A 25,191-nucleotide genomic window follows, 5' to 3' on the forward strand; every position below is an offset into this window, starting at 1 on the left:
GACGGACGGCGGTCAGACGGTGAGCCCCGCGGTGGGCCGGCAGTCCTGGATCTCCAGGGGCTGCCCCATCGAGACGGCGATCTTGCGCCCGCCCCGGTACGGGTCCCGGCCGTGGGCGCAGAGCACGTTGTCGACCAGCATCACGTCGCCGACCTGCCAGCGCTCCCGCACGGTGGCGGCGTGGTAGGCCTCGTTGAGGGCGTCGACGTCGGCGCGCTCCAGCGGCTCGCCGTCGCCGAAGCCGGTGTTGAACGGCAGTCCGTCCGGCCCGAACTCCTCGGTCATCGCCTCCCGGATGTCCGGGTCGAGCGACCACGCGTTCCAGAAGGCGAGGTGGTTGAACCAGACCTGCTCGCCGGTCCGCGGGTGGCGGATGGTGCCGGGGCGCACCTGGGTGGTGCGCAGGTTGCCGTCCGCCAGCCACTCGCAGGAGATGCCGTTCTCCTTGCAGTAGGCCTCGACCTCGGCGCGGTCCTCGGTGGCGAAGGCGGTGCGCCAGCCGAGCGAGATGTAGTCCGAGTAGTTGCGGGTGAGCGTCCAGCCGTTGGTCCGCATCCGCTCCACCAGGTGGGCGGGCAGCTGCGCGAGCACCTGGCGGCAGTCCGCGGTGGGGGTGGCCCCGCCCTCGTCGGGGGCGGTCAGGCAGGCGAAGAGCAGCCGGCCGGGGAAGGTCAGGGTGTAGCTGTTCTCGTTGTGCATCCGGATCGGCTGGACCGGCGGCAGGTCGGTGGACGAGTAGACGCCGTTGCCGTAGTCGCTGCGCGGGGTGGCCTTCTCCCGGTAGGGGGTGCGCTCGGGGATGAGGACGTCGCGCACGGCGGCGACGTCCTCGGTGCCGGTGACCGGCAGGCCGCGCAGGAAGATGGTGCCGTACCGGTGCAGGGCGTCGGTGAGCGCGCTCTCGTTCTCGCGCAGCCACTCGCAGGCCTCGCCCATGTCCGCGGTGCGCGGCGCGTGGGCGAGGGCCGGGCGGCCGGGGTTCAGTTCCCAGGTCGGCATGGCGGCGGTCACCGGTCGGCGGGGGCGGAGAGGGCGGCGACCAGGCTGGCGGGCCTGATGTCGGTCCAGTTGGCCTCGATGTAGTCGAGGCAGCCCTGGCGGGTGTCCTCGCCGTGGACGGTGGTCCAGCCGGCCGGCACGTCGATCCAGACCGGCCACAGCGAGTGCTGGTTCTCGTCGTTGGCCAGGACCAGGTAGCCGGCGCTGTCGTCCTCGAACGGGTTGCTCATGGTGTCCTCTTCGGGTTGCTTCGAAGCTCGGCTTGCTTCGCTCGGGTTGCTTCGAAGGTAGGGGCGGGCCGCGGGGCGGAAGGGCAGGAGTCGCGGCAGGAACGCGGCAGTTGGGCCCTGCCGCCCCGCCCGCCGCCCCGCCTGCCACCCCGTCGGCCGCCCCGCCCGCCGTCCCGTCGGCCGGCTCGGCACCCGGCTCGGCACCCGGCGGTTCAGCGCGGGGTGAGGCGGACCGGGAAGCGGTCCAGGCCGAAGTTGATGATCGAGCGGTTGTGGACGACCGGCCCGGTCTGCTCGATCACGGCGACGCGCTCCAGCAGCGCCGTGAACAGGCCGCCGAGTTCGGCCTTGGCCAGCGGCGCGCCGACGCAGTAGTGGGCGCCGAGGCCGAGCGCGAGGTGCTTGTTGGGGGCGCGGTCGAGCAGGATCTCCTCGGGCCGGTCGAAGGCCTCCGGGTCCCGGTTGGCGGACCACACCCAGACCGCGACCCGGTCGCCGCGCCGGATGGTGCGCCCGTCGAGCTCGGTGTCCCGGCTCGCGGTGCGCAGGGTGTGCAGCCCGACCGAGGTCCAGCGCAGGAGTTCGTCCAGCGCCGAGTCCATGCCGACCTCGCCGCGCTGGAGGCTCCGCCACAGCTCGGGGTGCCGGACCAGGGTGTACAGGCCCATCGCTGCGGTGTGGCGGACGGTCTGGACGCCGCCGACCACGATGTTGTCCAGGTTGAGGACGACGTCCTCGATCGGCAGCAGCCTCCCGCCGACCCGGTAGGTGGCCATCATGCTGATCAGGTCGTCGCGCGGGTCGCTGCGCCGCAGCATCACCTGGTGCAGCAGGTACGGGATGAGCTGCTGGTGGCCGGCCCGGCGCTCCTCGGGGGTGCGGCCGAGGAACGCGACGTCGCAGACCCGCTCGACCATCTCGCGGTCGCCCTCGGGGACGTCCAGCAGGTCGCACATGACGGACAGCGGCAGCGCGGAGACCGCGTCGACGAGGTCCACCTCGCCCAGTTCGACGGCCCGGTCGACGATCGAGGCGGCGAGTCCGGCGATGCCCCGGGCGGCCCCGCGCACGGCGCCGGGCGAGAAGAACGGGTTGGCGGGGGCACGCAGTTCGCGGTGCCGGGGCGGGTCGGTGAGGGCCATCATCCGGCCGGAGCCGACCGGGACGTTGCCCTCGCCGGCGCCGAGCAGCGAGCCCTGCTCGGAGCTGTAGACGGCGGCGTTGCGCAGCACCTCGGCGGAGTGCCGGTAGGAGAGCACCGACCAGACCGGCCCGTCGTCGACGGTGTCGGTGCGGTGGACGGCGGACTCCCGGCGCAGCTCCGCGACCAGCGCGGGGGTGTCGGGCCGGGCCCAGAGGTCGGGGTCGGTGAGGTCGACCGCGGTGGTGGTGGGCATCAGTGCTCCGTCCGGGACAGGTGCGCGGCGCCGGGCCGCGCGATGAGGGAGGTCAGCAGGTCGACCGGGCCGGGCCCGTCGACGGTGGCGAGCAGGTGGCCGCCGGGGACGACGTGGTGGCCGGAGCCGCCACTGGTGTGGGCGGCCCAGCCTTCGAGGCCGCCGACGGCCAGGAGCGGGTCCTCGGCGCCGACGACGGTGTGCAGGGCGGAGCCGATCGGCGGGTGCGGACGGGGCCGGTAGGTGTCGACCACGTCCAGGTCGGTGCGGATGCCGCGCAGCGCGTGCTCCTTCAACTCTGCTTCACCTTCGACGAGTTGTCCCATTCCGGCGAGGCGCAGCAGCTCGTCGGCGGTGTACTGGGGGCGGTCCGCCCCGGCCCAGGCGGCGGGCGGCGAGGCGGAGGCGGCGACGACCAGTTCGGGCCGCCGCCCGGCCGGCAGCGCCCGGGCGGCCTCGTAGCCGAGCAGGGCGCCGAAGCTCTGCCCGTAGAAGCCGAACCGCCCGGTCAGGTGCGGGCCGAGGGCCTCCAGGACGGCGTCGACCAGCAGGTCGAAGCTCGCGGGCATCGGGTGGCCGAGCCGACCGCCGCGGGCCGGCGGGCGCAGCGCCCAGACCTCGGCCACCGGGGCGAGGGCGCGGGCCAGCGGGGTGTAGGCGGTGGCGTCGCCCCCGGCGTGCGGGAAGCAGAACAGCCGGTACGGGCTCCGCGGTTGGGGCACGGGGACGAACAGCCAGTCCCCTTCGACGCGGGGCCGCACCCGCAGGGCGGTGGTCATGCGCCGGCCGCCCGGGCGCGGGCGGTCAGGGCGGGCCGGGGGGCGGCGGTGCCGGCCGCGACGGCCCGTTCGACGGTGGCGGTGAAGGCGGCCAGGTCGGCCGAGTCGAGCAGGTGGCGCAGCTGGAGTTCGATGCCGAGGCGGCGGCGCAGCAGGTGGACGACCCGCAGTGCGGCGATGGAGTGGCCGCCGAGCGAGAAGAAGTCGTCGGTGGGCCGGAGGCCGGTGACGCCGAGCACGGTGCCCCAGACCTCGGCGACCTGCCCGGCCAGTCCGCCGGCGCCCGACTCCGCGGCGGAGGCGGAGGCGGCGGCGGAGGCGGGGGCGGGCAGCGCCGCCAGGTCGACCTTGCCGTTCGGGGTGAGCGGCAGGGCGTCCAGCACGGTGATCACCGAGGGCACCAGGTGGGCGGGCACGGTGGCCCGCAGCCGCTCGGTCAGCTCGGCGGCGGTGACGGCGCCGGTGACGTAGCCGGCCAGCCGGCGGTCGCCGGGGGCGGGCTCGTAGACGGTGACGGCGGCGGCCCGGACGCCCGCCAGCCGGGCCAGGGCGTGCTCGACCTCGCCGAGCTCGACCCGGTAGCCGCGCAGCTTGACCTGGCGGTCCACCCGGCCGACGTACTCCAGCCGGCCGCCCTCGCCGCGCCGGGCCTGGTCCCCGGTGCGGTACATGCGTTCCCCGGTGGCGACCGGGTCGGCGACGAAACGTTCGGCGGTCAGGGCGGGCCGGCCGAGGTAGCCGTGGGCGAGGCCGGGCCCGGCCAGGTACAGCTCGCCGACGACGCCGTCGGGGACGGGGGCGAGCTTCTCGTCCAGCAGGTGCAGGCGCACCCCGGGCAGCGGCGCGCCCAGGTGCGGTCCGGGGCCGCTGATCGGCGCGGTGACGGCGTCGACGGTGCACTCGGTGGGCCCGTACAGGTTGAGCGCGTCGACGCCGCCGTCGGCCAGCTCGCGCCAGGTGCGCTCGGGGACGGCCTCGCCGCCCATGAACAGCCGCGGCACCCGGGCGCCGGCCAGCGGCTCGCGCAGCAGCTCCCAGTGCGAGGGGGTCAGGTCGAGGTCGGTGACGGCGTGCTCGGCCAGCAGGGCGGCCACCCGGACCGGGTCGGCACGGTGCTCCTCGCCGATGACCAGGACGGTGTCGCCGCGGCAGATCCGGGCCCACTGCTGGACGGAGGCGTCGAAGGAGACGCTGGCGTTCCAGCCGACCACACCGGGCTCGGCGCGGTAGGCGCCGCTCGCCTCCAGGGCCGTGACCAGGGCGGCGACAGCGCCGCGCGGCACCTCGACGCCCTTGGGGCGGCCGGTGGAGCCGGAGGTGTAGATGACGTACGCCGGGTCCAGCGGGTGGGCGTGGTCCGGCAGTTCGGGCCCGTCGGCGGCGGCATCCGGGCGCAGCACCGGCACCCCGTCGGCCGCCGGGAGGCCGTCGGCGCTGATCAGGGCCGCGAGCCGGGCGTCGGCGGCCATGTGGGCGAGCCGCTCGGCGGGGTAGGCCGGGTCGAGCGGGACGTAGGCGGCGCCGGCCCGCCAGACGGCGAGCAGGGCGACCGGCAGGTCGGCGGTGCGGGCGAGGTGGACGCCGACCCGGTCGCCGCGTCCGACGCCGCGCTCGCGCAGGGCGCGGGCCAGGGCGGCGGTGCGGCGGTCGAGTTCGGCGAAGTCCAGGCGGTCGGCGCCGGCCAGGACGGCGGTGCGCCCGGGGTGGGCGGCGACGGTGTCGCGCAGGCGGTCCAGCAGATCGGTCATGACGGCTCCTCAGGACTCTCGGGCGGCGGCGGCCATGGTGTGCAGGGCGGCGGCGTAGGTGTCGATGAACTGCTCGGCGGTGTGGTCGGCGACCAGCGAGCGCTGGTGGTCCACGGCGAGCAGCACCCGCTGCGTGACCGGGTCCTGGATGACCGAGGCGCCGAAGGCGAAGCTGTTGGGTTCGTGGCGCAGGGTCGGCTCGGTGCCGATCCGGCCGTCCACGATGCGGGCCGAGCTGAGCCGGCCGAGGGCGTGGAAGCGCAGGTAGCCGAACTGGCTGTCCAGCGCGGTGTCGGTCATCAGCCGGGCGAGGCGGGCGAAGGGCACCCGGCGGTGCGGCATCATGTCCAGCTCCTCGCGGTGGACCTCGCGGACCAGGGCGAGCAGGTCGTCGGTGGGTTCGCAGCTCAGCGGGACGGTGTTGAGGAACAGCCCGTACACCTCGGTGCCGCCGAGCCGTTCCAGCCGGCCGTTGACGGCCAGGCCGGTGGTGACGCGCCGACGCCCGGTGACGGCGGCGAGGGCGTGCAGGTGGGCGGCGAGCGCCACCGACTTGACCGGCACGCCGAGCGCGTCGGCGACGTCGCGCAACTGTCCGGGCGCCTCCGGCAGCACCCGTTCGACGGTGCGCGGCGCCTCGTGCACGGACTCGCTGCCGGGGAAGGACTGGCCGCTGACGCCGTCCAACCGCCCGCGCCAGTAGGCGAGTGAGCGCTCGTCCCCGGCGGCCTGCCGTTCGACGGCCACGAAGTCGCGGAAGGCGGTGCGCGGCGGCGGGGCGGGCGCGCCGAGCGGGTCCTCGGCGATGGCCGTGTGGCGTTCCAGGATCTCGGTGAGCAGCGAGGTGAAGCTCCAGCCGTCGAGGATCGCGTGGTGCTCGGAGACGGTGAGCTGGAAGGCGTCCTCGGCGAGGCGCTGCACGGTGATCCGGAACAGCGGCGGCGCGGTGAGGTCGAAGGGGGTCCACCGGTGGGTGTCGAACACCTCGCGGATCGCGGCGTCCTGGTCCTCCTCGGCGGCGCCGCGCAGGTCGGCGAACTCGACGGGGGCGGGCAGCCGGCCGTGGACGAGCTGCAGCGGTTCGCCGTAGCCGGACAGGTCCAGGCCGGTGCGCAGCACGGCGTGGCGGTCCATGGCCTCGGCGACGGAGCGGCGGAAGGCCTGCTCGTCGAGGTCGCCGGAGATCTTGTAGGAGTTGACGTTGTGGTAGCTGTCGGTGCCGCCGGCGATCTCCATGTGGAAGACCATGGAGAGCTGCATGGACACCATCGGGTAGGCGTCGACCAGGCCGGGCGGCAGGTCGGCGCGGTCCTCGGGGGTGACCAGGGCGAAGGGCTCGTGGGCGTCCGGGCCCTGGGTGACGGGCTCGGCGAGCGGCAGCAGGGCGGCGACGGTGGGGGCGTTGAAGACGTCCCGCAGGCTCAGCCCCCAGCCGCGCTCGTGCAGCGCGCCGGCCAGCTGGACGGCCCGGATGGAGTCGCCGCCGAGGTGGAAGAAGTCGTCGTGGACGCCGATGCCGTCCACCCCGAGGACCTCCGTCCAGACGGCGGCGAAGGCCTCCTCCTCCGGGGTGCGCGGCTCGACGTGCCGGCCTCCGGTGGCGGTGGCCCGCTGGCCGGGGGCGGGCAGCGCGGCGCGGTCCACCTTGCCGTTGACGGTCAGCGGCAGCGACTCCAGCACGGTGAAGCTCGCCGGGACCATGTACGGGGGCAGCGAGCGGCCGAGGAAGGCGCGGACGTCGGCGGGCTCGCGTCCGGTGACGTACGCGGCGAGGCGGTCCTCGTGCACGGTGACGACGCAGGCGTCCACGTCCGGGTGGGCGGCGAGCGCGTTCTCGATCTCGCCGAGCTCGATCCGGAAGCCGCGCAGCTTGACCTGGAAGTCGGCGCGCCCGATGTACTCCAGCCCGCCGCCGGGCAGCCGCCGGGCGACGTCGCCGGTGCGGTAGAGCCGGGCCCCGGGCGGGCCGTACGGGTCGGCGACGAAGCGCCCGGCGGTGAGGCCGGGGCGGCCCCAGTAACCGTGGGCGAGGCTGCCGCCGCCGATGTACAGCTCGCCGGCCGCGCCGGGCGGCACCGGCCGCAGCCAGTCGTCCAGGACCTGGGCGCTCAGGTGCGGCATCGGCGTGCCGATCAGGCTGCGCTCGAAGCCGGCGCTGCCGGCCAGGTCGTGGGTGGTGACGTGGACGGTGGTCTCGGTGATGCCGTACAGGTTGCACAGCCGGGCCGGGGGCGGCGGGTCGAGTTCGAACCAGCGCTGGACGACGGCCGGGTCCAGCGCCTCCCCGCCCAGCATGATCCACTTCAGCGCGGGCAGGGCGCGCGGGCTGCGCCGCAGCACCGGCTCCAGCTGGCGCAGCGCCGAGGGGGTCAGGCAGAGGTACGAGACCTCCTCCTCCGCCAGCAGCTGGGCGAACTCCTCCGGCGAGCGGCTGGTCACGTACGGGACGACGACCAGGCGGGCGCCGTGCAGCAGGGCGCCCCACATCTCCCAGACCGTCCAGTCGAAGGCGTAGCTGTGGAAGAGCGTCCAGGTCTCCCGCGGGCCGAAGCCGAAGTGCCGCTCGCCGTCCGCCATCAGCCGGCTGACGTGCTCGTGGGCGACGGCGACGCCCTTGGGGCGGCCGGTGGAGCCGGAGGTGAAGATGACGTAGGCGACGTCGCCGGGGCGGCCGGCGGCCGGCGGGCGGGTGTCGGGGCGGGCGGCCAGGTCGGCGGCCTCGGCGGTCAGGTCGTAGGCCTGCCAGGGGCCTTCGGGCACCAGGTCCGGGCGGTCGGTGACGACCAGGGCGACGCCGGTGTCGCCGAAGACCAGCGCGGCGCGGTCGGCGGGGGCGGCCAGGTCGACGGGCACATAGGCGGCGCCGGTCTTGAGCACGCCGAGGACGGTGACCAGGACGTCGGCGGTGCGGTCCAGCAGCATGCCGACGCGGTCGCCGGGGCCGGCACCCCGGGCGCGCAGGGCGTGCGCGAGGCGGTTGGCCCGGCGGTCGAGTTCGGCGTAGCCCAGGGTGCGGTCGGGGTCGCTGACGGCGGGCCGGTCGGGGTGGGCGTCGGCGGCCCGTTCGAACAGGTGGTGCAGGCAGTGGCCGGGGGTGTCGGTGGCCGCGACCCCCTCGGCGGGGCGGGAGGTCAGCCGCAGCACGGTGGCGTCGGGGTCGTCCAGGGCCGCGGTGAGCAGGGCGTCGAACTCGACGGCCAGCCGGCGGACGGTCTGCGGGTCGAACAGTTCGCCGCGGTACTCGGCCTCGCCGCGCAGCTCGCCGCCGTCTCCCCCGTCGAACACGGACCAGGTGAGGTCGAACTTGCTGGTGCCGTTGGAGCGCACCCGGCTGCGGGCGGTGGCCGCCGGGCCGAGCGCCAGCGGGGTGCGGTCCTCGCCGTGGGCGCCGAACACCACCTGGACCAGCGGCGGGTGCTGGGCGCTGCGGGCGGCGCCGAGCCGGTCGACGATCTGGTCGAAGGGCAGGTCGAGGTAGCCGTAGGCCTCGAAGGCGACGTCCTGGACGTGCTCCAGCAGGTCCCGGAAGCTCAGCGCGGGCGCGAGCCGCAGGCGCAGCGGCAGCAGGTTGACGAAGTAGCCGAGCAGGTGCTCCAGTTCGGGCCGGTCGCGGGTGGTGACCGGGGTGCCGACCACCAGGTCGTCGGCGCCGGTCCAGCGGTTCAGCAGCAGGGCGAAGGCGGCCAGTTGGACGGTGAACGGGGTGACGCCCTCGGTCTCGGCCAGGGCGCGGACCCGCGCCGCCGTCCCCGGGGCGAGGTCGAACCCCTCGGTGCGGCCGGCCGCGCCGCGCTCGGCGGGCCGGGGCCGGTCGGTGGGCAGCTCCAGCAGCGCGGGGGCGCCGTCCAGCTGCTCCTTCCAGTAGGTCAGGTGCTCCTCGTAGGAGGTGCCGAGCTCCTCCTCGGCGCGGTCGGCGTACTGCACGGTCAGCTCCGGCAGTTCGGGCTCCCGGCCGCGCAGCGCCGCGTCGTACAGCTCGGCGAGTTCGCGCTCGAAGACCTCGGCGGACCAGCCGTCCCAGACGATGTGGTGGACGGTGAACAGCACGGTGGTGCGCTCGTCCGCGAGCCGGAAGGCCTCGGCGCGCAGCAGCGGGCCGGCGGCCAGGTCGAAGGGCTCGGCGCAGCGGGCGGCGAGCAGCTCCTCCAGGCGCGCGGCCCGGTCGGGGAGGTCCCGCAGGTCGGTCTCCGCGAGCGGCACGGCGAGGCGGTGGTGCACGTGCTGGCGGGGGCCGTCGGGGTGCAGCGCGAAGGTGGTGCGCAGGGTCTCGTGCCGGGCGGTGACGGCGTCCAGCGCGCGTCGGAGCAGCGCGAGGTCGAGCGGGCCGGTGACGTCGAGGGTCCAGGGGGTGCAGTAGGTGACGGCCTTCGGGTCGAGGCGGTCGAGGAACCAGAGGCCGCGTTGCAGCCCGGAGACGGGCGCGGTGCGCGCCGGGTGGTCGGACGGGCTCACGGCCTCGTTCCCTTCGTGTGCGGTGCGGCCGGTCACCGGGCGGCCAGCCGTTCGGCGATGGCGCTCACGGTCCGGGCCCGGAACACCAGTTGCGGGGGGACGCGGCTGCCGGTCTCCCGGGACAGCCGCATCGCGACCCGGACGGCGGCCAGCGAGTTGCCGCCGATCCGGAAGAAGTTGTCCTCGCGGCCGACCTCGGCGAGGTCGAGCACCTCGCGGACCGCCTCGGCGACCAGGCGTTCGGCCTCGGTCAGCGGGTCGGCGGCCTCGTCGGCCGTCGCGTCCTCGTCGGCTGCGGCCGGGCGCCCGGCGGGGGCGGGCAGCGCCCTGCGGTCCACCTTGCCGTTGTGGTTGAGCGGCAGCGCGTCCAGGACGTCCAGGGTCGCGGGCAGCATGTGCTCGGGCAGCAGGCCGGCCAGGTGGTCGAGCAGGGCGTCCGGGCCGGGGGCGCCGGCGGCGACGGTGACGTAGGCGGCGAGCCGGCGGTCGCCGGGGGCGGGCTCGTGGACGGCGACGGCGGCCTCCCGGACGGCCGGGTGGCGGGTGAGCGCGTCCTCGATCTCGCCGGGTTCGACCCGGAAGCCCCGGATCTTGACCTGGTCGTCGATCCGGCCGGTGACCTCCAGCAGGCCCTCGGCGGTGCGGTGGCCGAGGTCGCCGGTGCGGTAGAGGCGCTCGCCGGGGGCGCCGTACGGGGAGGCGACGAAGCGTTCGGCGGTCAGGCCGGGCCGGCCGAGGTAGCCGTGGGCGAGGCCGCCGCCGGTGGCGTACAGCTCGCCGGTCACCCCGGGCGCGACGGGGCGCAGCCGCTCGTCCAGGACGAGGACGCCCTTGCCGTGCAGCGCGACGCCGATCGGGATGGAGCCGCCGGCGGCGTCGGCGGGGCCGACCCGGTGGCAGGTGGTCAGGCCGAGGCTCTCCACCGGGCCGTAGCCGTTGGCGACGACCAGGCCCGGGTAGGCCTCCAGGGCCTTGGCGACATGGGTGGTGGAGGCCCGCTCGCCGGCCGTGAAGGCGAGCTTCAGGCCGTCGTAGGTCTCCGGGAACTCCTCCAGCAGGAAGTTGAACAGGCTGGCGGAGAGCTGGAGTTGGGTGACGCCGTGGCGGCGGGTCAGCTCGGCGACGGTCTGCGGGTCGGGGCGCTGGCCGGGCTGGAGGACGCAGGTGCCGCCGAAGCAGAGCGCGCCGTACAGCTCCAGCGCGAAGGCGTCCCAGGAGACCGGCGAGCACTGCAGCCAGACCTCGTCGGGGCCGAAGCGGGCGTAGTCCTGGCCGAGGTAGGTGGTGGTGAGCGCGCGGTGCGGGACGGCGACGCCCTTGGGGCGGCCGGTGGAGCCGGAGGTGAACATCACGGTGGCGAGGTCGGCGCCGTCGACCGGCAGGCCGAGGTCGTGGGCCGGGTACCGGGCGAGGTCGGCGGCCGAGGCGTCCAGGTCCACCTGGCCGGGGACGGCGAACGGCACGGTGGCGTGCCGGTGGGTGACCACCGTGGCGGCGCCGGTGTCGGCGACGGCGCCGGCCAGCCGCTCGGCCGGGAAGTCCGGGTCGAGCAGGGTGTACGCGGCGCCGGTCTTGAGGGCCGCCAGCAGGGCGGTGACCAGCTCCGGCCCGCGCTCGGTCAGCACGGCGACGGTGTCGCCGCGGCCGATGCCCAGGCCCGCCAGGTGGCGGGCGAGCCGGTTCGCGGCGGCGTTCAACTCGCCGTACCCGACGGTCCGTTCGCCGGACACCAGGGCGACGGCGCCCGGCTCGCGGGCGGCCCGCGCCTCGAACAGGGCGTGCACCGGCACCTCGACGGCGGCGGCCAGGGTGCCCAGCCACTCCTCGCACAGGCCGGCCATGGTGGCCGGGTCGAAGAGGTCGCTGTCGTACTCGAAGCGCCCGGTGAAGCCGGTGCCGAGGTCGTCCACCGAGACGGACAGGTCGAAGCGGGAGACCGGGTTGGAGTGCAGGGAGCGGGTGACGGCGTGCCCGCCGACCGTGAACGGCCGGGGGTCCAGCGGGTGCAGCTCCAGCAGCACCTGGCAGAGCGGGTTGCGGTCCTCGGGGCGCTCGTCGAGCACGGCGTTCGCGATGTCGTCGAAGGGCACCTCCTGGTGCCGGTAGCCGCCGATCGACACCTCGCGCACGTGCCGGACCAGCTCGCGGAAGGAGGCGCCGTCCTCCAGCTTCAGCCTCAGCGGCAGCAGGTTGACGAAGTAGCCGATCAGGCCGTCGAGTTCGGCCCGGCCGCGGGCGTTCACCGGCGAGCCGAGGACCAGGTCGCGCTGCCCGGAGCGGCGGTGCAGGGTGAGCGCCAGCCCGGCCAGCAGCACCATGAAGGGGGTGGCGTCCTCGCTGCGGGCGAGCGCCCGGACGGCCTCGGCCACCGGGCCGGGCATGGCGAAGCGGTGGAAGGCGCCGCGGAAGGCCTGCTCCTCGGGGCGGGGACGGTCCGGCGCCAGCGCGTCGGCGGTCGGCGCGTCGCGCAACTGCTCGCGCCAGTAGTCGAGTTGCTTCTCGGCGGTGTCGTCCTGGTACTGCCAGGCGGCGTAGTCGCCGTACTGGACGGCGAGTTCCGGCAGCTCGGCCGGGCGGCCCTCGGCCAGCGCGGCGTACAGCTCCTGGAGTTCGGCCTCCAGCACGGGCAGCGAGCCCTCGTCCCAGACGATGTGGTGGAGGAGCAGCAGCAGCGTGGTCGCCCCGTCGGCCCGGAAGACCCGGGCCCGCACCAGCGGCCCCCGCGCCAGGTCGAAGGGCTCCAGCGCGGCCTCGGCGACCAGCTCGTCCACGCGGTCGGCGGTGGTCTCGGTGAGCGTGAACGGCAGCTCCACGGAGGGGTGGACGACCTGGCGCGGGCCGTCCTCGGCGAGCTCGAAGGTGGTCCGCAGGCTCTCGTGCCGCTCCACCACCCCCGCCAGCGCCCGCCGCAGCAGCCCGGGGTCGACCGGGCCGGAGAAGCGGAACACCCAGGGCACCACGTAGGTCGGCGCGTCCGGGTTCCACTGGTCGAGGAACCACAGGCCGCGCTGGAACTTCGACAGCGGGGCCTCGGCGGCGCCCGAGCGCACCGGGGCCGGGCGCGCGCCGCCGGTCGCGGAGGTCACCGCGGCGGCGAACCCGGCCAGGGTCGGCGCGTCGAAGATGGTGTACGGCGACACCATGCCGAAGACGTCGAAGACCCGGCCCACCACCCGGACGGCGGTCAGCGAATCGCCGCCCAGGTGGAAGAAGTTGTCGTCGGCGCCGACCTCCGGCACCCCGAGCACGTCCGCCCAGACCGCCGCGATCAGCTGCTCGGCGGGGGTGCGCGGCGGGCGGCCGGCCGCCCTGCCCTCCGGCGCGGTCCGCGGCTCGGGCAGCGCCGCGCGGTCCACCTTGCCGCCGGCCGTCAGCGGGAAGGCCTCCAGCGCGGTGAGCGTCGCCGGGACCATGTGCTCGGGCAGCCGCTCGGCCAGCCAGGCCCGGGCCTCGGCGTACCCCGGCGCGGCGCCGGTGACGTACGCGGCCAGCCGGCCCTCGTGCGCCACCACCACGCAGCCGGTGACGCCGGGGTGGCCGGCCAGCACCTGCTCGACCTCCCCGGGCTCGACCCGGAAGCCGCGGATCTTCACCTGGTGGTCGGTGCGGCCGAGGAACTCCAGCGGGCCCTCCCCGGTGGCTCGGCGCACCAGGTCGCCGGTGCGGTACATCCGGGCGCCCCCGGGGCCGTCCGGGTCCGCGAACGGGTCGGCGACGAAGCGGCCGGCGGTCAGGCCCGGGCGGCCGAGGTAGCCGGAGGCCAACAGCGGCCCGCCGACGTACAGTTCACCGGCCTCGCCGGGCGGCACCGGCCGCAGCCGCTCGTCGAGCACGTGCAGCAGGCGCCCGCCGACGGCGGTGCCGATCGGCACCCGGGCACCCGGCTGCTCCTGCCCGCCGTCGAGCCGGTGGACGGTGGCGGTGACCACCGTCTCGGTCGGACCGTACGCGTTCAGCAGCGGCACCCCGGTCGCCGCCCACCAGGCGGCGGCGGTGGCCGGCTCCAGCTTGTCGCTGCCGGAGACCATCAGCCGCAGGGTGCGCGGCACCCGGCCGCCCAGCGCCGCCACCACGTCCTGGAAGTAGCCCGCGGCCAGGTTGGCGACGGTGACGCCCTCGGCGTCCAGCAGCTCCAGCAGCGCGGCCGGGGCGAGCAGCCGCTGCTCCGGCAGGACCAGGCAGGCCCCGGCGGACAGCGCGCCGAGCACCTGCTCCACGGCCACGTCCACGGTCGGACGGGCGAACTGCAGCACCACGTCCCGCTCGGTCAGGCCGAGGGCCTCGACCACACCGGCCAGGTGGCCGGTCAGGGCCGCGAGCGGGACGTGCACGCCCTTGGGGCGGCCGGTGGTGCCGGAGGTGTAGATGACGTAGCCGGCGCCCGCACCCGTCCCGTCGCCGAGCTCGGTGAGCTCCTCGCCGTCGAGGGCGAGCCCGGCCCCGGCGTCCTCGACGATCCAGCGGTTGCGCTCCTCGGGCGCCTCCCGGTCCAGCGGCAGGTAGGTGGCACCCGCCCGCAGCGCCGCCAGCAGCGCGACCACGTGGTCCAGCCGGTCGCGGCCGGTCACGGCGACCGTCCGGCCGGGGGCGAGCCGGGCGGCGAGGGCGGCGCTCAGTCCGTCCAGCTCCCGGTAGCCGACGGTCCGGGCCCCGGCCCGGACGGCCGGCCGCTCCGGGAAGCGCGCGACGGCGGAGGCGAACGGCGCGAATGCGGGCGCCGTGAATTCGACGGGAAAACCGCGAGAGGACATCATCCAGCCCCAGATCGTGAGAGGAATCGGCGAAGAAGGCGATAGGGGGATCACGAAGCCCTATCGGCAGAACGGGCGGAAGGAAGTCGGCAGTTTCCTTCTGCCGCTTCCCGAGCAGGCCAGGGCTACCGGCCGAGGGGGATTCCGGAACTCCCGGGGGACCAGACGTCCGCCTCTTCCAGGGCCTCCGGGGAGTACTTCCCGAGCGCGCTGATCAGCAGCCGGAGTTCCAGCGCCAGGCATTCCGCGAAACGGCGGAGCCCGGATTCCCGGTCCTCCGCGACGGCGAGCAGCGCCGCCCGCCCGAGGCCCACCGCGCGGGCCCCCAGCGCCAGGCTCTTGACCGCCCGGGCGCCCTCCCAGATCCGCCCGGAGACCAGCAGGCAGGGCGGCGGCACGACCGCCAACCGGCGCAGGCACTCCGCGAGCGGCAGGCCGACGTGCGGCAGGAACACCCCCGGCGCCCAGCCGGTGCCGCCCTCCGCGCCGTCCACCACGACGGCGTCCGCCCCGGCCTCGTGCGCCACCCGGGCGGCCTCGGCCACGTCCCGGCCGGGGTAGAGCTTCACCCAGATCCGCACCCGCGGGTAGTTGTTGCGCATCAGCCGGATCTGCTGGCGCAGGATCTCCGCGGTGAAGGTGCCCGGGGTGGCCGCGCGCAGCACCCGCCCGTCGCCGAACAGCGGGTCGAGCCCGAAGCGGTCGCCGAGCGCGGCGGCGGCCTCCGCGTCCAGCACGGTCATCCCGCCCAGACCCGGCTTGGCGCCCTGGCCGACCTTCAACTCGAAGGCCAGCCGCCCGGATTCGAGCAGCGGGAGGGCGGCCGGGTCGCTGTGGACGAGGTTCCACACCTCGGCGTCGGCGTCCTCGGTGCTCTGCTGGACGGCCACCCCGCCGAGCCCGTCCGGGAGTTGCTCACCGTAGGCGCGCAGCCGGCCGAGCAGGGTGCGGTCGGCGGCCTCGCCGAGCCGGCCGTAGCCGTTGACCGGCACCACGTTCTCGCCGATCACCATCGGGATCCCGAGCGCCCCGGCCTGCCGGCTGAGGGCCAGTCCGAGGTCGCCGCCGGCCGCCCGGGTGGAGCCGGTCGCGGAGACGTACACCGGCAGCGCGGAGGTGAACCCGCCGATGGCGGTGGCGAGTTCGACGTCCCGGTAGTCGGGCTCGCGGCCCAGGTCGATCAGCTTGGCGAGCCGCTGCGGCAGGAACAGCGGCGGGACGATCCGCAGGGCGTCGAGGGCGTCGGACGGCTGTGCCTCCTCGGCCGCGCCGGCGCCGAACAGCACCCGCCCGTACTCCTCGGCGGGCGGGAACACGGCGGCCGCCCCGGCCCGGGCCCGCCGTCGGACCTCCTCCTCCGGGAACCCCGGCGCGGTCAGGTCGCTCATGGCGACACCACCCCGGCGACCTTGGGGAACGCGCTGGCCTGCCAGACGGCGTCCAGCCCGGCGACGTACCGGGTGAGCCGCTCGACGCCGATGCCGAAGCCCGCGCTGGCCGGCACGCCCTCGCGCACCAGGTCCAGGTACCAGCGGTACTTCTGCGGGTTCTCGCCGGTCTCCCGCATCCGGGTGACGATCTCCGCGTAGTCGTTGGTGCGCTGGCTGCCGCTGCACAGCTCGCCGTAGCCCTCGGGCGCGAGCAGGTCGAAGTTCCGCAGCAGGCCCGGGTCCTGCGGGTGCTCGCGGTCGTAGAAGCCGCGCGAGCCCTTCGGGTAGTCGGTGACGAAGAACGGCCGGTCGCGCCGGGCCGACAGCAACGCCTCGCCCTCCCAGTCGAGTTCGGCGTCCAGGCTCTGCGGGTGCCCGATCCCGCGCAGTTCGGCGACCGCCTCGGCGTGCCGGACGCGGCCGAAGGAGCCCTTCAGCAGGTCGGCGAACGCCTGCGGGTCCCGGCCGAGTTCGGCGAACTCCTTGGGCAGCTCGCGGACCGTGCTGCCGACGATGTGCACCACCAGCTCCTCGGCCAGCCGGACGGCGTCGTCCCGGCTCGCGCCGGCCGCCTCCACGTCCAGTTGGTGGAACTCGGCCAGGTGCCGGCTCGTCCCGGCGGTCTCCAGCGGCTCCAGACGGACGTTCGGGGCGATGCAGAAGATCTTGTCGAAGGCGAGCAGCGAGGCCTGCTTGTACAGGATCGCGCTGGTCATCAGCTTGTAGCGGTGGCCGTAGAAGTCGATGTCCACCTGCTTGGAGCCGCGCGCGCCGGGGTCGGTGACCGGGCCGATGATCGGCGGCAGCAGCTCGGTGAAGCCCCGGCCGCGCAGGAACTCACGGGCGGCGGACAGCAGGTGCTGCTGGATCCGCAGCGCGCTGCGGGTGGTCGGGTCGGTCAGGTGCCGGCCCGGATCGGTCGGGGGCAGGGGGGTGGCGTCGGGCATGGTCGGAGTCCTCTTCTCTCGGGGGGCCGTGGTCCGCCGTCGGGGGGGCGCGGGCGGTCGTCGGTGGTGGAGCGCCGGCCGGGCGGGACGGCTGGAGCGCGGGCGGCTCGGCGGGGCGGCGGCTCAGCGCGCGACGGGCAGGCCCCGGGCGGCGGACGCGGACGCGGAGGCGGCGGCGTACCGGGCCCGGCCGTCGTAGCTCCGCTGGACGTGGGAGAGGGCGGCGAGCAGCCCGGCCGAGCCGGGGATCGGCGCGCGGCCGCGCTCGCCCAGCCCGGCGATCGGCATCGAGCCGACCGAGGACCAGTACAGTCGCCCGTCCGGGCCCAGCGAGCTGCGCGTCCGCCCGGCGTTGTCGGGGTGCAGGCAGTACGGCACGTCCAGGTAGCCGGCCGCGAACGCCCGTACCAGGGCCCGCCCGACGTCGGCGTCCAGGTCGAGCACCGCGCCGATCAGCGCCCTGGCCTCGGCCTCGATCCCGGTGTCCGGCGGCACGGCGGGACGGCGGCCGGACGCCGGGGGCCGGGCCCGCTCCGCCGTGGCGGCCGCGGCGGCGGCCTCCAGCGCCCGGACGTTCTCGGCGACGGTCGGGATGCGGTGCGCCTCGGCCGTGGTCTTGACGATCAGCCGGGCCGCGCCGCCGCGCACCGCGAGCCGCGCCGCGTCCTCCAGCAGCAGCCGCGCACCGCCGGGCGAGCGCGGGTACACACCCATGTACGCGTACACCACCAGGTGCCAGTCGACGTCGGTGAGCAGTTCCCCCGCGATCCGGCCGAGCGCGGCCAGCGCCTCCTCGTCCTGGCGGGCGTCGGCCTGCTGGGCGTAGCTGAGCGAGATGCTGCGCAGCCCGTGCCGGCGGAAGAACAGCGCCTCCAGCACGCTGACGGCGATCAGCAGCGAGGGCGGGCAGAGCTGGCCCATCAGGCAGCCGCCGAACGTCTCCAGGTGCGGCTCGGCGCCGAACTCCTGTACGGAGGCCAGAAGTTCGCAGCCGCGACGCCAGCGGGCCACCGCCTCGTGGAGCGGGGTGCGGCCGTACGGCAGGCAGTAGGAGACCGGTCCGCCCTCGGTGGCGTCCAGGCCCGCCGCCAGCAGCGCCTCGACGATCCGCTCCGGTGCGGCCGAGCCGTGCCGGACCTGCACCGGGAAACCCGCGTCCGCGACCCCGCGCAGCACCGCCCGGGTGACCTCGACGGGGTGGGTGGCGATCGGGTAGCCGTTGAGGCCCGCCCCGGCGGCCAGGGCGCGCCGGGCGGCCGCGAGGTCGCCGGTGCGGGTGTAGCTGTCCAGGGTGATGGTGCCGACGGTGACGGCGGCCGCGCCCCGGGTGGCGAGCAGGCCCGCCCGCATCGGGGCCGCCTCCGCCATGCCCATCCGGGGCTGGACCACCAGCGCGCCGGCCTCGGCGGCCTGCGCCACGAACGCGCCGAAGCCCGTCCCGGCGGGGCCCGCCCGTTCAGGAACGGTCACCGCGGGACCGGTCGCCGCGGGACCGGCCCCGGCGGGAGCCGTCACAGCAGCACCCCGGAGCGCAGTCCGCCGACGAAGGCGCGGAACCCGGCCACCGCGGCGCCGTCCTCGAAGACCGCGTCGAACCCGGCCGCCAGCAGCGCGCGTTCGCGGTCCGGGTCGTCGGCCCCGGCGATGCCGAGCTTGCCGCCGATGACGGTCGGGGTGCTCCGCAGCTCCGGGCAGGCGCGGAGGGCCTCGATCACCCGCAGGCCCTCCTGGTGGCCGTGCCCGTTGACGCTGCTGATCACGATCAGGTCCGGTTCGGCCCGGCGGCATTCGGAGAGCAGCAGCGCGTCCGGGACGCACGCGCCCAGGTTCGTCACCCGGTGGCCCATCTCCTCCAGCAGGAACTGGAGGTACACCAGGTTCCAGGTGTGCGAGTCCGAGGCCGTCGTCGTCACGACGACGTCCAGACCGCCCGGACCGTTCTGTTCGGCATTCCCGTGCTCCACGACTCCGCCCTCACCGGTAGTGATCCTCGATGGCGTTCCGTCGCGTTCTGCGCGGCGGCCCGGCCCCACGGAGAACGCTAGGAACGATCGGGCCCGGCAAGCGGCAGCTCCGGCGGCATTAAGCGGCAGAATGGGTCGGCCTGCGGCAGAATCGGTCAGCCCGCGGCCGCCAGCAGCGGGACGTCCCCGGTCGGCGCGAGCCGCGGCCCGGGCTCCTCCCGGACCAGCCGGCGGCACAGGTTGAGGACGGTGAAGCGCACGCCGTCCCGGGCGGGCACGCTGCGGATCAGACCCCGCGACAGCAGCTCGTGCACCGTGGCCAGGCAGGTCTGCAGCGTCCAGCCGCTGCGGACCACCGCGTCCTCCCCCGACCAGTCCCCCGGCTCGTCCACCAGCACTTCCAGCAGGGCGCGCTGACGGTCCGTCAGGCGGAGGATCGCCGGCTCCAGGTCGTCCCGCAGGTCACCGCGCGCGCCGAACACCACCGGCGGCGCCGCCAGCGTGAACGGGACGGCCGCCAGCCCGGCCACCAGCTGGGCGGTGGACCGCACCAGCGCCCAGCCCGCCGCCCGCTCCAACGCGCCCGGCAGGCCGTCCAGTCGGCGGCAGAGCTCCGCGACGGCGGGCGCCTCGGAGCGCTCCAGGGTGTAGCCGGGCCGCAGCCGGCACAGGTGCGAGAGCAGCAGCCGGACGGCCCCGACCTGCGCCAACGCCTCGGGCTCGGCGTCGAGTTCGGGGTCCGGTACGGGCAGCGGCGCGAGCGGGATGACCTGGCCGCCGGGCAGCGGCCGGGCCTCCCGGGCGGTGATCAGCACCCGCAGTCCGGGGCAGTGGCGGAACAGCCCGTCCAGCTGCCCGGCGTCCACCCCGCCGTCGGCGCCGTCCAGCACCAGCAGGGCGGGCCGCTCGCCGATGTCCCGGACGAGGTCGTCCAGCCGCCCGCGCCACGGGTGCGGGCCGCCGCCGCAGTCCACCCAGCGCACCGACCAGCGGACGGCCAGGTGCAGCCGGCGGGCCACCTCCAGGGCGAGCCGGGTCTTGCCCACCCCGCCGAGGCCGACCAGCGAGACCAGCCGGTCCCCGTGCACGGCGAAGGCGTCGGCCAGCACCTCGGCCTCCGCCTCCCGGCCGACGATCGCCCCGCGCGCCACCGGCGGGGCGGCCGGCTCGTCCCCCGGCTCGTCCGCGGCCTGCTGCCGGCGGGCGGCCTCCTCGAAGTCCGTCCGGCTGCGGCCCTCCAGCCGCAGCGCGTCCGCCAGCAGCCGGACGGTCTCGTTGCGGGGCCGTCGCACCCGGCCGCTCTCCATGTCCCGGATCGCCCGCACGCTCAGGGTCGCGTGATCCGCCAGGCACTGCTGGGTCAGCCCGATCCGCTCGCGCCGTAGCCGCAGCAGCTCGCCGAAACCCGCCGCCGTTCTCACCGCTTGCACCGACAGCCCGCCGTCCATGCCTCGTCTGCCCTTCGTGGTCCGGACTCCTCCTGACGTCGGGACCGGTGGCGGCGTCAGCCACGGGCGCCCGTACGGCCCGTGGTCCGGCCGTACGGGACCCGGCGATCAGGCTGTGGCCTCCGGACCGGTTCCCTCCGGGTCCCGATGCTCCAGGCTCGTCGTCTACGCCCGATCAACGGCCGATCACCGGCCCTACCCACGACCTTCACCCGGGCCTCACAGCCCGCCCGCCACCTGGGCGGCCTCCCCGGCGCATCCGGGTGAACCGTGGTGCCACTCGGGCACGTTAATGCCGTTTATCGGATTTTCGGCACGCATACTACGCCCGTACGGTCACTGTCCGTATCAGGTCAACAACTCCCCGCATCCGCTCCACCGTCCCCGTGCCCGTCACCACCGCCATCCACCCCGCGCCGTCCAGCTCACCGCCGTCCAACCCACCGCTGTGCAGCCCACCGCGTGACACCGGACCGCTCGACCGAAGGGAATCGTCATGAGGCGCTGTCCAGCCACCAGCGGACACGAGCGAAGTCGACGCGGCCGCCGACACGGAAGCCGACCCGGGATGGACACGCTCCGCGATCGCCTCGTCGGGGCCGTGCTCACCCTCCTCCTCGCGTTCGCCACGGCCTCCGGCTCCTTCGCCGCCCCCGCCGTGGCACACGCGCCCAGCCGTGACCCCCGCACCCCCGCCACCGGCACGACGGCCGCCCCCGCCGACCAGCGGAACGGACGCCACGACGTCCGCCAGCAGCCCGTGACCCTGGCGAAGACCGGCACCGACACCACCACCGGCAGCACCACCCAGACCGCCCAGGGCGACACCGTCCGCTGGGTCGTCTCCGCGACCAACCCCGACGGCGCCCCCGTCAGCACCACCGTCACCGACGCCATCCAGGGCGGCCCCGGCAGCACACCGCAGACCCAGTCCTACGTCCCCGGCTCGCTGCAGGTGCCCCCCGGCTTCACCAAGCAGTGGTCCACCGACGGCGGCACGACCTTCTCCGGCACCGACCAGGGCGCCGCCACCAACGTCCTCCAGGCCACCAACCCGACGCTCTCCTCCCCGGCGACCGGCCAAGTGGTCCAGATCCCGCCGCCGTTCACCCCGATCAACACCGCCACCGGCGGCGACGGCTTCACCCCCATCCGCTACACCGCCACGATCAACGGCGTCCCCACCCCCGAGATCTGGAACATCTACCACCACGGCTTCTCCAACACGGCCAGCGTGGTCTGCACCGACCTGCTCACCAACGGCCCCTGCCCGACCCCGACCGGAGCCCCCGCTACCTGGCCCCAGGCGCTGAACTCCTCCGCCGCCGACACGACCACCGGCGACATCGGCAGCACCCGCACCCCGACCTACGTGCAGATCGGCTCCCGGCTGTACTACGCCGCGATCAGCCGGGTCACGCAAGCACTCATCGGCGTCGGCTGCATCGACCTCCAGGCCCAGACCAGCTGCGGCCTCACCCCGCTCCAGACCGGCACCGGCCTGGTCATCGGAGGCGTCGTCCAGGCGCCCAACCAGCTGATCTACGCGGTCTCCGGCACCGGCGAGATCCTCTGCTACGACCCCGTCGGCAACTCCTCCTGCGGCACCTTCAATATCGGCCTGCCGCCCAACGAGGGCCAGGTCGCCTTCAGCGGCGACTACGCCGGCATCATGCGGGTCATCAACGGCAAGATCTACGTCACCGACAACCAGCTGGCCCCGCTGCCCACGGTGATGTCCTGCTTCGACCCGTCGACGAACGCCGCGTGCACCGGCTGGGCCACCCCCAAGACCGTCGTCACCCCGACCGGCACCGAAGCCGCCCGCGCCGACAACGTCTTCGAGATGTACGACACCGCCGGCACCGTCACCGGCGTCTGCACGGCGGTCGGCGGCGTCGAACTGGCCGTCACCCCGCCCGTCGGCACCGTCGTCTGCTTCGACTTCGCCGGCAACCCCGTCGCCGCGCCCCCCGGCCTGCAGACCCTCCTCAGCACCAACGTCGCCCCCGGCGAATCCAACTTCCAGGTGCCGCTCACCATCACCGCCCCCAACGGACACCTCGAAACCGAGTTCCCGTTCTGGATCTACCTCAGCATCTCCCCCACCTCCAACAGCTCCGAGTTCTGCTACGACTGGAACACCCAGGCCCCCTGCGCCCAGTACGGCACCAACGGCGTCGTCAACGGCCCGCCCAACGTCAACGGCGGCGACACCAGACCGTACGGCTTCGCCTACGACGGCCAGTGCAAGTACAGCCTCGGCGACACCGGCTACCTGTTCTCCATCGACCCGATCACCGGCGCCTCCCCCTGCCTGAAGACCAAGGCCCAGGGCAGCCTCAACCCCTCCGCGTACTACTGCGACGGGGCCACCGGGCACGTGAGGTCGTACGGCACGGTCAGCCTCCTCGGCCTCGACCCCACCACCGTCGACTTCACCCAGTCCTCGGTGACCGTCCTGGCCTCCGACGGCACCACCATCGGCACCTTCCCGTTCAACCCCACCACCGAGACGGCGGACATCTCGTCCGTCCCGACCAGCGACTCACCGATCCAGGTGATCGCCAACCTCACCCTCGTCAACGGGTCGTCCTTCACCCCCGGCAACCACCCGCAGATGCAGGTGACCTTCGTCGGCGACGCGCCGCAGATCTGCTTCGAGACCACCGTCTCCACCGACTGCTCCGTCACCGCCGTCTCCAACCAGGCCTCCGCCGTCACCAACGGCCAGCCGCCCGTCACCTCCAACACCGTCACCCTCCAGGTCACCCCCGGCGCCGAGTGCGCGCCGAAGCTGGAGATCCTCAAGGAGGTCTGCACCTCCACCAACGCCGCCGACTGCGGCCCCGGCGGCCCCGGACCATGGGCCAAGACCACCACCCTCGCCCCCGGCGGGACGGCCTACTGGCGGATCACCGCGACCAACACCGGCCTGGTCAACATCACCGGCATCACCCTGGACGACACCGTCACACCGTCCTGCGTGACAGCCGCCGGGACGTTCGACCTGGCAGCCGGCGCCTCCCATCAGATCTTCTGCAACCTGCCGGGCGTCACCCAGTCGACGACGAACACGGTGACCGCCTCCTTCCCCGGCCCCGGCGGCACACCGGTCAGGACGGGGCCGTCGGAGGCGAGTGCCGTCGTCCCGTCCCTGGCGATCAACAAGGAGGTCTGCACCTCGGCCAACGCCGCCGACTGCGGCGCCGGGGGTCCGGGCCCGTGGGCCAAGACCACCACCGTGGCGCCGAACGGCACCGCCTACTGGCGGATCACCGTCACCAACACCGGCACGGTCAACGTCACCGGCATCACGCTGAACGACACCGTGACGCCCTCGTGCGTGACGGCCGCGGGGACGTTCGACCTGGCGGCGGGCGCGTCCCATCAGGTGTTCTGCAACCTGCCGGGCGTCACCCAGTCGACGACGAACACGGTGACGGCCTCGTTCCCGGGGCCTGGTGGCACCCCGATCACCACACCGCCGTCCGAGGCGAGCGTCGACGTTCCGTCGCTGGCCATCAACAAGGAGGTCTGCACCTCCGCCAACGCCGCCGACTGCGGCGCCGGGGGACCGGGACCGTGGGCGAAAACCACCACCGTCGCGCCGAACGGCACCGCGTACTGGCGGATCACCGTCACCAACAACGGGCCCGTCAACATCACCGGCATCACCCTCGCCGATGCCATCACACCGGCCTGCGTCACAGCCGCCGGCACCTTTGACCTCGTGGCAGGCGCCTCCACACAGGTCTTCTGCAACCTGACCGGCGTCACCCAATCCACCACCAACACCGTCACCGCCTCCTTCCCGGGACCCGGCGGCACACCCATCACCACACCGCCCTCCGAAGCGAGCGTCGACGTCCCGTCCCTGGCCATCAACAAGGAGGTCTGCACCAGCACCAACCCGGCCGACTGCGGTGACGGCGGCGCCGGCCCCTGGGCGAAGACCACCACCGTCGCGCCGAACGGCACCGCGTACTGGCGAATCACCGTCACCAACAACGGCCCCGTCAACATCACCGGCATCACCCTCGCCGATGCCATCACACCGGCCTGCGTCACAGCCGCCGGCACCTTCGACCTCGCCGCAGGCGCCTCCAAGCAGGTCTTCTGCAACCTGCCGGGCGTCACGCAATCCACCACCAACACGGTGACGGCCTCGTTCCCGGGGCCTGGTGGCACCCCGATCACCACACCCCCGTCCGAAGCGAGCGTCGACGTCCCCTCCCTGGCCATCAACAAGGAGGTCTGCACCTCCGCGAACGCCGCTGACTGCGGCGAGGGCGGCGCGGGACCATGGGCCAAGACCACCACCGTCGCCCCGAACGGCACCGCGTACTGGCGGATCACCGTCACCAACAACGGGCCCATCAACATCACCGGCATCACCCTCGCCGATGCCATCACGCCGTCGTGCGTCACAGCTGCCGGATCGTTCGACCTGGCGGCGGGCGCCTCCCATCAGGTGTTCTGCAACCTGCCAGACATCACGCAATCCACCACCAACACCGTCACGGCCTCGTTCCCGGGGCCTGGTGGCACCCCGATCACCACACCCCCGTCCGAAGCGAGCGTCGACGTCCCCTCGCTGACGATCAACAAGGAGGTCTGCACCTCCGCCAACGCCGCCGACTGCGGCGAGGGCGGCGCGGGACCGTGGGCCAAGACCACCACCGTCGCCCCGAACGGCACCGCGTACTGGCGGATCACCGTCACCAACAACGGGCCCGTCAACATCACCGGCATCACCCTCGCCGACACCGTCACGCCGTCGTGCGTCACAGCCGCCGGCACCTTCGACCTCGCCGCAGGCGCCTCCCACCAGGTGTTCTGCAACCTGACGAGCGTCACGCAATCCACCACCAACACCGTCACGGCCTCCTTCCCCGGCCCCGGCGGAACACCCATCACCACACCGCCCTCCGAGGCCAGTGCCGACGTTCCGTCCCTGGCCATCAACAAGGAGGTCTGCACCAGCACCAACCCGGCCGACTGCGGTGACGGCGGACCCGGCCCCTGGGCCAAGACCACCACCAT

The 25,191-nt window shown here is 74.7% G+C and carries 13 protein-coding genes; 1 reads left to right on the forward strand and 12 read right to left on the reverse strand.

What is annotated here, in order from left to right; genetic code table 11:
• Nucleotides 1-12: 12 nt before the first annotated feature.
• The 12 genes from ACFVU7_RS41555 to ACFVU7_RS41610 form a co-directional block, all read right to left on the reverse strand.
• On the reverse strand, nt 13-999 hold the full coding sequence (locus ACFVU7_RS41555) for a TauD/TfdA family dioxygenase (protein WP_074006474.1): 987 nt from the start codon (nt 997-999) through the stop codon (nt 13-15).
• 8 nt (nt 1,000-1,007) lie between these two features.
• On the reverse strand, nt 1,008-1,229 hold the full coding sequence (locus ACFVU7_RS41560; RefSeq protein WP_049650867.1) for an MbtH family protein: 222 nt from the start codon (nt 1,227-1,229) through the stop codon (nt 1,008-1,010).
• A 212-nt stretch (nt 1,230-1,441) separates the two neighbouring features.
• Entirely contained in the window at nt 1,442-2,626 is a 1,185-nt protein-coding gene (locus ACFVU7_RS41565) for a cytochrome P450 (RefSeq protein WP_049650868.1), read from the reverse strand.
• Complete coding sequence (locus ACFVU7_RS41570) at nt 2,626-3,405, reverse strand: thioesterase II family protein (RefSeq protein ID WP_388051483.1); 780 nt, start codon at nt 3,403-3,405, stop codon at nt 2,626-2,628. The genes ACFVU7_RS41565 and ACFVU7_RS41570 overlap by 1 nt, the downstream gene beginning before the upstream one ends.
• A complete protein-coding gene (locus ACFVU7_RS41575; RefSeq protein WP_388051486.1) occupies nt 3,402-5,153 on the reverse strand; it encodes a non-ribosomal peptide synthetase in 1,752 nt (583 codons plus the stop codon). Before ACFVU7_RS41575 ends, ACFVU7_RS41570 begins: the two co-directional genes overlap by 4 nt.
• A gap of 9 nt (nt 5,154-5,162) precedes the next feature.
• The gene (locus ACFVU7_RS41580) at nt 5,163-9,605 is read right to left on the reverse strand and encodes an amino acid adenylation domain-containing protein (RefSeq protein WP_388051489.1); all 4,443 of its coding nucleotides are present in this window, start codon (nt 9,603-9,605) and stop codon (nt 5,163-5,165) included.
• 32 nt (nt 9,606-9,637) lie between these two features.
• Nucleotides 9,638-14,359, reverse strand: a complete 4,722-nt coding sequence (locus ACFVU7_RS41585) for an amino acid adenylation domain-containing protein (protein WP_388051491.1) — start codon at nt 14,357-14,359, stop codon at nt 9,638-9,640.
• Between the two features lie 122 nt (nt 14,360-14,481).
• Entirely contained in the window at nt 14,482-15,744 is a 1,263-nt protein-coding gene (locus ACFVU7_RS41590) for a glutamate synthase-related protein (RefSeq protein WP_388051494.1), read from the reverse strand.
• Nucleotides 15,741-16,733 carry an asparagine synthetase A gene (locus ACFVU7_RS41595; protein WP_074006450.1) on the reverse strand — a complete coding sequence of 331 codons (993 nt, stop codon included), beginning with the start codon at nt 16,731-16,733 and terminating at the stop codon, nt 15,741-15,743. The genes ACFVU7_RS41590 and ACFVU7_RS41595 overlap by 4 nt, the downstream gene beginning before the upstream one ends.
• 123 nt (nt 16,734-16,856) lie before the next feature.
• Nucleotides 16,857-18,203 (reverse strand): methylaspartate mutase, encoded by a 1,347-nt coding sequence (locus ACFVU7_RS41600; RefSeq protein ID WP_388051496.1) that lies wholly within the window; start codon nt 18,201-18,203, stop codon nt 16,857-16,859.
• A 41-nt stretch (nt 18,204-18,244) separates the two neighbouring features.
• Nucleotides 18,245-18,697 carry a cobalamin B12-binding domain-containing protein gene (locus ACFVU7_RS41605; protein WP_049658201.1) on the reverse strand — a complete coding sequence of 151 codons (453 nt, stop codon included), beginning with the start codon at nt 18,695-18,697 and terminating at the stop codon, nt 18,245-18,247.
• A 155-nt stretch (nt 18,698-18,852) separates the two neighbouring features.
• A complete protein-coding gene (locus tag ACFVU7_RS41610; RefSeq protein ID WP_063780345.1) occupies nt 18,853-20,145 on the reverse strand; it encodes a helix-turn-helix domain-containing protein in 1,293 nt (430 codons plus the stop codon).
• Nucleotides 20,146-20,713: 568 nt separating this feature from the next.
• Here ACFVU7_RS41610 and ACFVU7_RS41615 point away from each other — a divergent pair.
• On the forward strand, nt 20,714-25,191 hold a 4,478-nt coding region (locus ACFVU7_RS41615; protein ID WP_388051499.1), incomplete at its 3' end, for a hypothetical protein.

Source organism: Kitasatospora sp. NPDC058046 (assembly GCF_042885595.1).
GTDB lineage: Bacteria > Actinomycetota > Actinomycetes > Streptomycetales > Streptomycetaceae > Kitasatospora.